Source organism: Sphingopyxis sp. (genome assembly GCF_035944815.1).
GTDB lineage: Bacteria > Pseudomonadota > Alphaproteobacteria > Sphingomonadales > Sphingomonadaceae > Sphingopyxis.
The window spans coordinates 663,351-671,274 of record NZ_DASZAU010000004.1 but is presented as its reverse complement, the minus strand read 5'-3'; the positions used below and the strand labels follow the sequence as shown (position 1 = coordinate 671,274).

Below are 7,924 nucleotides of genomic sequence, written 5' to 3'. Positions count from 1 at the left end.
TTGGGGTGGAGAGCGGACGTTGAGCTACCCCACTTCGGTCATCCCGGGCCTTGACCCGGGACCCGCCTTTCTTCTGGCTGACGGTGAAAGGAAAGGCAGGCCCCGGGTCAAGCCCGGGGTGACGATGATGGAGAGGCAGCTAAGTTGTCGCCAGCCGCCACCAACCCGCCATCCCCCTTGCCTTTCGCGCCCCGCATTGCTTCCCTTCCCGCGATGACAATGAAACCGACTCACCTCGACGAAACCGGCGCCGCGCATATGGTCGACGTCGGCGCCAAGCCCGCGACGCAGCGCCGCGCGGTCGCCGGCGGGCGCATCACCATGTCGGCGGAAGCGCTCGATGCGATCCGCAGCGGCAATGCGCCGAAGGGCGATGTCCTGTCGACCGCGCGCATCGCGGGCATCATGGGCGCCAAACGCACCGCCGACCTCATCCCGCTTTGCCACCCGCTCGCGCTGACCAAGGTAAGCGTCGACTTTACATGGGAATGCAATGGCATATCGGTCATCGCTGTCGCCCAGACGACGGGACAGACCGGGGTCGAGATGGAAGCGCTCACCGCCGCCTCGGTCGCGCTCCTCACCCTCTACGACATGGCCAAGGCGCTCGACTGTAAAATGATTCTCGGCGATATCCGCCTGCTCGAAAAGAGCGGCGGCCGCTCGGGCGACTGGCGCGCCGCATGAGCGGCTTGCTGCCGGTCGAGGAAGCACAGGCGCGGCTGCTCGCGCTCCGCGCCCCGCTCGCTGCCGAAAAAATCGACCTATCCGAAGCGCCTGGCCGCTATCTTTCGCAAGACGTCGTCGCACTGCGCGACCAGCCCGCCGCATCGCTGTCGGCGATGGACGGCTATGCGATCCGCTTCGACGACCTGCCGGGGCCATGGGCCGTCGTCGGCGAAGTCGCAGCGGGTGCGGTTCCCGAACGCGCCGTCGGTGCGGGCGAAGCGATCCGCATCTTCACCGGCGCGACGCTGCCGCCCGGCGCCGATACTGTCATCGTCCAGGAAGATGTTGTGCGCGAGGGCGACCGGCTGGCGATGACCGGCGACGGCCCGGGCGCGCGCGGCCGTCATATCCGCCCGCGCGCGACCGATTTCACGGTCGGCGACTGCCTGCTTCCCGCCGGAACGCGGCTGACCCCCGGCGCCATCGCCGCCGCGGCGATGAGCGGTGCGGGCCAGCTTACCGTCGGCCGCCGCCCGCGCGTCGCGATCCTCACCACCGGCGACGAACTCGTCCAGCCGGGCCGCCCCCTCGCGCCGGGCCAGATTCCCGACAGCAATGCGGTGATGCTCGCGGCGATGCTCACGGGCGAGGTTTCCGCTCCAGTGCTACCGCACCACGTCCCCGACGACCGCGCGACATTGACCAAGGTTCTGAAGGAGTTGGCGCGACGTCATGACATCGTCGTGACCGTCGGCGGCGCGTCGGTCGGCGATCATGACCATGTCCGCGGGGCGCTCGACGATGCCGGCGGGCGGCTCGATTTCTGGAAGATCGCGATGCGCCCCGGCAAGCCGCTGATCGCCGGGACGCTCGGCGATTCGATCCTTCTCGGCCTGCCCGGCAACCCGTCGTCGGCCTTTGTCACCGCGACCTTGTTCCTGCTCCCGCTCGTCCGTCATCTTGCCGGCGCACGCGATCCCTGGCCCATCCTCCAGCGTGCCCCGCTTGCGGCAGCGCTTGCGGCGGGCGGCGGGCGGCGCGACTATCTGCGCGCCCGGCTCGAACAGGGCCGGCTCGTCCCGCTCTTCGGGCAGGAAAGCGGGCTGACGCTGCCGCTGGCATCGGCCGATGCGCTGCTGATCCGCGATATCGGTGCGCCCGCGCGCGAGGCTGGCGAAATGGCGGATTATATCGTCATCGCTTGACAAGTTCCGCTTTGTTCCACTATCGTTCCCCCTATGTCCGGTAATGGCATCATGGAGAATGATCGATGTTGACCGCAAAGCAGCATGAGCTGCTCCACTTCATCCAGCAGAAACTCGACGCCAGCGGCATTTCGCCCTCGTTCGAAGAGATGAAGGAGGCGCTGGGACTCAAATCGAAATCGGGCATACATCGCCTGATAAGCGCGTTGGAAGAAAGGGGTTTTCTCCGCCGCCTGCCCAACCGCGCCCGCGCGCTCGAAGTGCTGAAGCTGCCCGACGCGGCGAAGCCCGCGGTGCGTGAGCGTAGCGACAATGTGGTGCCGCTCCGCAAGCCCGAGCCGGCGCTGAAGCCGATCGCCGCGAACGACGTCATCGAAATCCCGCTGCACGGCAAGATCGCCGCGGGCGTGCCGATCGAGGCGTTCGAGGATCATAACAATCTCGCCGTCCCCGCCGCACTGCTCGGTTCGGGCGAACATTATGCGCTCGAAGTGTCGGGTGACTCGATGGTCGAAGCCGGCATTTTCGACGGCGACTATGCGCTGATCCAGAAAGCCAGCACCGCGCGCGAAGGCGATATCGTCGTCGCGCTCGTCGACGGGCAGGACGCGACGCTCAAATATTTCCGCCGCGAAGGGCAGATGATCCGCCTCGATCCGGCGAACAGCGCCTACGAGCCGCAGCGCTACCCCGCCGACCGCGTCATCGTGCAAGGTCGGCTGTCGGGACTGCTTCGTCGTTACCACTAAGCTGCTCCGGCAGGCGCCACGGATGCTCGTCGCCCGCGCGCTGCGCGGCGACGGCTTCCGCCGTTTCTCCCAGATACAGTGCCAGCCCGCCCGTTTCGGCGAGGCTGTCGCGGTCGATCGTCAGCCAGCGACCGACGCATTCGCGCGGTAGCCAGCGGTCGCTGATCACGAGATCGGCGGCGGCGCAGGCGGCGGCGATGTCGGCTCCTTCGATCCGGTCGCGACCGCGCGAGGCAAGGATGGTGCGGCGCGCGCTGCCCTCACCCTGGCTCCAGCGACAGAAATCGCGGTTGCATTCGACATGGTCGAGATCGGCGAGCGCAATCATCGGCGCATCAACGCCCGCCGCTTCGGCCATCGTGTCGCGGATATAATCGCCCGCGCGGTCGCGAAGGAGCGCGTAACCGCCACCGGGCACCGCGACCGCGATATGCTTCCCGTCGCCGGTAATCAGCATATCGGGGCGCGGCTGGACGATCAGCGCCGCCATGCCGATCAATAGCGGCACCGCGCCCGCCCGGCGCCAGCGCGTCTGCCACAACAGCAGCCAGAGCCCGCCCGCAATCGCGAGCGCAAAGCCCCAGCGCGGAAAGCTCGGCAGCATCGCGACCGCCCCCGGCGCGTCGGCGACCATATGCGCGAGCGCGATCAGCGCGCGCAGCGCATGATCGGCGACCCACCAGAACGGCGCGCCGAGCCCGACGCTGTCGAACGCCAGCGCCAGCGCCTCGGCGGGCATGATGACAAAGGTGGTCAGCGGGATCGCGACGACGTTGGCGAGCGCGCCGTAAAGCCCCGCCTTGTGAAAATGGAACAGCGCGATCGGCGCCAGCGCGACTTCGACAACCAGCCCGGTGATCAGCAAACCCGCAACGCCGCGCCCCAGCCGCAAAAGCCATGGCTCGTCGCGGCGCGCGAGAAAGGTGCGCATCGGGCGGCTTTCATGGAGCGCGATGATCGCCGTGACCGCCGCAAAACTAAGCTGGAAGCTCGGCCCGGCCAACGATTCGGGGCGCCAGATCAGGACGATCAGCGCCCCCGCCGCGACGAGCCGCAGCGTCAGCGCCTCGCGCCCCATCAGGAACGCGACCAGCACGAGCAGCGCGGCGATGAACGAACGCAGCGTCGGCACTTCGGCGCCGGCGAGCAGCGTATAACCGCCGCCCGCAAGCGCGCCCGCCGCCGCCGCCAGCGGCAGCACATAACCGGCCAGCGCCAGCCGCCGGTTGAGCGCGAGTAGCCGCAGCGTCAGCAGCATCGCAAATCCGACCACCGCGGTCACATGCAGCCCGCTGATCGACAGAAGATGTGCCAGCCCGCTGCGGCGCATCGCCTCCTCGTCCGCCTCGCTAATCGCGCCGCGATCGCCGGTCACCAGCGCCGCGGCAATGCCCCCCGCCGATCCGCCGACCTGTTCATGGATATGCGCGCTCAACCGCGCGCGCAGCGGCGGCGAGGCGTTGCCGCGCCCCGGCACGCGCGCGATGTCCCCCAGCACCGTTCCGACCGCGCCGATACGGTCGAACCAGGCACGCTGTGCGAAATCATAGCCGCCGGGCAGGCTCGCCGTCGGCGGCGGCATCAGCCGCGCGCGCACCCCGATCGTTTCGCCGTCGGCGAGATCCTTTGCCTGCTCGCTGCGCAAGGTCAGCCGGATTCGCGGCGGCAGGTCGGCACGGCGTAGCGGCCGGGCCAATATCCGTACCTGCCCTTTCGCCGGGAGCGGCTCGACGCGCTCGACCAGTGCGGAAAATTGCGTCGTCGCGGGCGCCGCGAGCACCGGCGCGGCCACCCACAGCGCGCGTCCCCATATGAGCAGCAATCCCGCCGCCATCACGCCGCATCCGATCGCAACCGCGCGCCCGAACCGGCTTTGCCAGCCGATCAAGAGCCCCGCGAGCAGGCCTGCCGCCAGCAGGAACAGCGCACCGATCCAGTGTTCTTTCGCGGGCAACAGGAACCAGATGGCGATACCGGCGCCCAGCGCGACGGGCAGCCAGAGCCCGATCCGCTCGCGTTCGGCCTCCAGCCGCGCCTCGACCCCGTCCGCCAGCGCGCGCCAATACATTGCGCAGCGCGCGGCAATGGGCGTTTGAAGCTGCCTTGTCGCCATGCTAGGGGCTCCCCCGATCCCCGTCCCGCCCGCTTTCCCCGGGGACGGCAAATTGAGTGAAAGAGGCCGTAGTGGCAACCGAAAATCAGACCGATATGACCGCAGAAACCCCCGAAGCGACCGGCGCCGCCGTCGTGACCCGCTTCGCCCCCTCGCCGACCGGCTATCTGCACATCGGCGGCGCGCGCACCGCGCTGTTCAACTGGCTGTTCGCGCGCCATCACGGCGGCAAATTCCTGCTGCGGATCGAGGATACCGACCGCGCGCGTTCGACCGACGCCGCGATCGACGCAATTCTCGACGGGATGCAGTGGCTGGATCTGGACTGGGACGGCGAGACGGTGTTCCAGTTCGCGCGCGCGCCGCGCCATGCCGAGGTCGCGCACGAACTGCTTGCGAAGGGCGAAGCCTATCGCTGCTACCTCACGCAGGACGAACTCGCCGCGATGCGCGCCGAAGCGCAGGAAAAGCGCCAGCCTTTCCGCGTCCGCAGCCCCTGGCGCGACCGTGACGACGGCGATCCGTCGGTTCCGCACGTGCTGCGCCTCCGCGCGCCGCAGGAGGGCGAAGTCACCATCGCCGACAAGGTGCAGGGCGAAGTGACAGTCCAGAACGCCGAACTCGACGATTTCGTCCTGCTGCGCAGCGACGGTACGCCGACCTATATGCTCAGCGTCGTCGTCGACGATAACGACATGGGCGTGACGCACGTCATCCGCGGCGACGACCATCTCAACAACGCCTTTCGCCAGCTCGCGCTCATCCGTTCGATGAACTGGCGCGAGCCCGCCTATGCGCATGTCCCGCTGATCCATGGCGCCGACGGCGCCAAATTGTCCAAACGCCACGGCGCGCTGGGCGTCGACGCCTATCGCGACGCGATGGGCTATCTCCCCGAGGCGGTGAACAATTATCTCCTCCGCCTCGGCTGGGGGCACGGCGACGACGAAATCATCAGCCGCGAACAGGCCACGGCGTGGTTCGACCTCGACCATGTCGGCCGCTCGCCTTCGCGCTTCGACTTCAAGAAGCTCGAGAATCTCAACGGCCATTATCTGCGCGAAGCCGACGATGCCCGCCTCGCCGACCTCGTCGCCCCGCGCGTCGAAAAGCTTGTCGGCCGCGCGCTCGACGGCGCCAACCGCGAGCTGCTGGTGCGCGCGATGGAATCGCTGAAGCCGCGCGCGAAGACGCTCGACGAAATCGCCGACGGAGCCGTTTTCCTGTTCCAGGCCGACCCGTTGCCGGTGGACGAAAAGGCTGTCGAGGTGCTAAAGGCCGCGCCCGAAGGCCTGCTCGCTGCCGTTACGGAGCGACTTCGCGGGCTGAATGACTGGACGACAGAAGAGCTGGACGCCGCCGTGCGCGCCGAAGCCGAAGCCGCCGGACTGGGGCTCGGAAAATTGGCCGGGCCGCTACGCGCTGCATTAACCGGCCGGACCGTTTCCCCGGGAATTTTCGACGTGCTGCTGTTGCTCGGACGCGATGTGAGTCTGGCGCGACTTGACGCAGCGCAACATTATCCGGCAGGGGCGTAGCCACTCTCTCTCCCCGCCGTCAGTACAGGGAACACAATATGACCGACACCGCGAAAATCACGCTGGGCGACAAGACCGTCGACAGCCCTGTCCTGTCGGGCACCGTCGGCCCCGATGTCGTCGATATCCGCAAATTCTACGCCCAGACCGGCGCCTTCACTTACGACCCCGGCTTCACCTCGACCGCGAGCTGCGAATCGCAGATCACCTATATCGACGGCGACGAGGGCGTGCTGCTCCACCGCGGTTATGCGATCGGCGACCTCGCCGAACATTCGAGCTTTATGGAAACCTGTTACCTGCTGCTCAACGGCGAACTGCCGAACGCGCAGGAACTTGCCGATTTCGATAATACGATCACGCGCCACACGATGCTGCACGAACAGCTCGCGACCTTCTACCGCGGTTTCCGGCGCGACGCGCATCCGATGGCCGTCATGTGCGGCGTCGTCGGCGCCCTCTCGGCCTTTTATCACGATTCGACCGAGATCCACGATCCGCACCAGCGGATGATCGCGAGCCACCGCCTGATCGCCAAGATGCCGACGATCGCCGCGATGGCTTACAAATATTCGGTCGGCCAGCCGTTCGTCTATCCCGACAACAAGCTCAGCTACACCGGCAATTTCCTGCGCATGACCTTCGGCGTTCCGGCCGAGGAATATGAAGTCGTTCCCGCCGTCGAACGCGCGCTCGACCGCATCTTCATCCTCCATGCCGATCACGAGCAGAATGCGTCGACCTCAACCGTCCGCCTCGCGGGTTCGTCGGGCGCCAATCCCTTCGCGTGCATCGCCGCCGGCATCGCCTGCCTCTGGGGCCCCGCACATGGCGGCGCGAACGAAGCCGCGCTCAACATGCTGCGCGAAATCGGCCGTCCCGAGCGCATCCCCGAATATATCGCGCGCGCCAAGGACAAGGACGATCCGTTCCGCCTGATGGGCTTCGGCCACCGCGTCTACAAGAATTACGACCCGCGCGCGACGGTGATGCAGAAGACGGTGCGCGAAGTGTTCGACGCGCTGAAGGTCAACGACCCCGTGTTCGAAGTCGCGCTGCAGCTCGAGGAAATGGCGCTCAACGACAGCTATTTCGTCGAAAAGAAGCTGTTCCCGAACGTCGATTTCTATTCGGGCGTGATCCTGTCGGCGATCGGTTTCCCGACGACGATGTTCACCGCGCTCTTCGCACTCGCCCGCACCGTCGGCTGGGTCGCGCAGTGGAACGAAATGATCTCGGATCCCGCGCAGAAGATCGGCCGCCCGCGCCAGCTCTACACCGGCCCGACGCACCGCCCGTTCGTCCCGGTCGACAAGCGCTGAGCCTTCGGTGCATCGAAACAGGAAAAGGGGCCGTTCCGCGGCCCCTTTTTCTTTGCGCTAAAGAGGGGGCCGACCTGTTGCGGACGTTCATATCCTCCCTGTGGCTCACCATGGGGAGGCGGCAGCGCGAAGCGCTGACGGTGGGGCCAATGACGCAACGTCGCAACCCCTCCACCACTCGCTTCGCGAGCGGTCCCCCTCCCATCGCTGAGCGACAGGGAGGAGATTCTCTTTGTCGTCACCCCGGGCTTGACCCGGGGCCTGCCTTGCCTTTCGGCATCGCGCAAAAAGGAAGGCGGATCCCGGATCAAGTCCGGGATGACGAATG

The 7,924-nt window shown here is 67.1% G+C and carries 6 protein-coding genes; 5 read left to right on the top strand and 1 reads right to left on the bottom strand.

All coding sequences use genetic code 11. The features are described from left to right. The first annotated feature begins 213 nt into the window (after positions 1-213). From moaC to lexA, 3 genes are all read left to right on the top strand, one after another. Positions 214-687 (top strand): cyclic pyranopterin monophosphate synthase MoaC, encoded by a 474-nt coding sequence (moaC, locus tag VGU00_RS08510; RefSeq protein ID WP_327467436.1) that lies wholly within the window; start codon positions 214-216, stop codon positions 685-687. Then, positions 684-1,874 (top strand): gephyrin-like molybdotransferase Glp, encoded by a 1,191-nt coding sequence (gene glp, locus VGU00_RS08505; protein WP_327467434.1) that lies wholly within the window; start codon positions 684-686, stop codon positions 1,872-1,874. The genes moaC and glp overlap by 4 nt, the downstream gene beginning before the upstream one ends. Positions 1,875-1,939: 65 nt before the next feature. Beyond that, the gene (gene lexA, locus VGU00_RS08500; RefSeq protein ID WP_327467433.1) at positions 1,940-2,623 is read left to right on the top strand and encodes a transcriptional repressor LexA; all 684 of its coding nucleotides are present in this window, start codon (positions 1,940-1,942) and stop codon (positions 2,621-2,623) included. On the opposite strand, the gene VGU00_RS08495 is transcribed toward lexA, so the two are convergent. Continuing rightward, positions 2,577-4,691: a ComEC/Rec2 family competence protein gene (locus tag VGU00_RS08495; RefSeq protein WP_327467431.1), complete on the bottom strand. Its 2,115-nt coding sequence runs from the start codon at positions 4,689-4,691 to the stop codon at positions 2,577-2,579. The genes lexA and VGU00_RS08495 overlap by 47 nt on opposite strands. A gap of 140 nt (positions 4,692-4,831) precedes the next feature. Between VGU00_RS08495 and gltX the strand changes: the two genes are divergently transcribed. Further along, positions 4,832-6,274, top strand: coding sequence for a glutamate--tRNA ligase (gene gltX / locus VGU00_RS08490; RefSeq protein ID WP_327467429.1), 1,443 nt, complete (start codon positions 4,832-4,834; stop codon positions 6,272-6,274). A 38-nt stretch (positions 6,275-6,312) separates the two neighbouring features. Continuing rightward, entirely contained in the window at positions 6,313-7,596 is a 1,284-nt protein-coding gene (locus VGU00_RS08485; protein WP_327467426.1) for a citrate synthase, read from the top strand. The last annotated feature ends 328 nt before the right edge of the window (positions 7,597-7,924 follow it).

What these genes read in the sequence shown, in the direction of transcription:
- VGU00_RS08485 (WP_327467426.1), top strand. Translation starts at nt 6,313, where the DNA reads ATGACCGACACCGCGAAAATCACGCTGGGCGACAAGACCGTCGACAGC.
- glp (WP_327467434.1), top strand. Translation starts at nt 684, where the DNA reads ATGAGCGGCTTGCTGCCGGTCGAGGAAGCACAGGCGCGGCTGCTCGCG.
- gltX (WP_327467429.1), top strand. Translation starts at nt 4,832, where the DNA reads ATGACCGCAGAAACCCCCGAAGCGACCGGCGCCGCCGTCGTGACCCGC.
- VGU00_RS08495 (WP_327467431.1), bottom strand. Translation starts at nt 4,691, where the DNA reads ATGTATTGGCGCGCGCTGGCGGACGGGGTCGAGGCGCGGCTGGAGGCC.
- lexA (WP_327467433.1), top strand. Translation starts at nt 1,940, where the DNA reads ATGTTGACCGCAAAGCAGCATGAGCTGCTCCACTTCATCCAGCAGAAA.
- moaC (WP_327467436.1), top strand. Translation starts at nt 214, where the DNA reads ATGACAATGAAACCGACTCACCTCGACGAAACCGGCGCCGCGCATATG.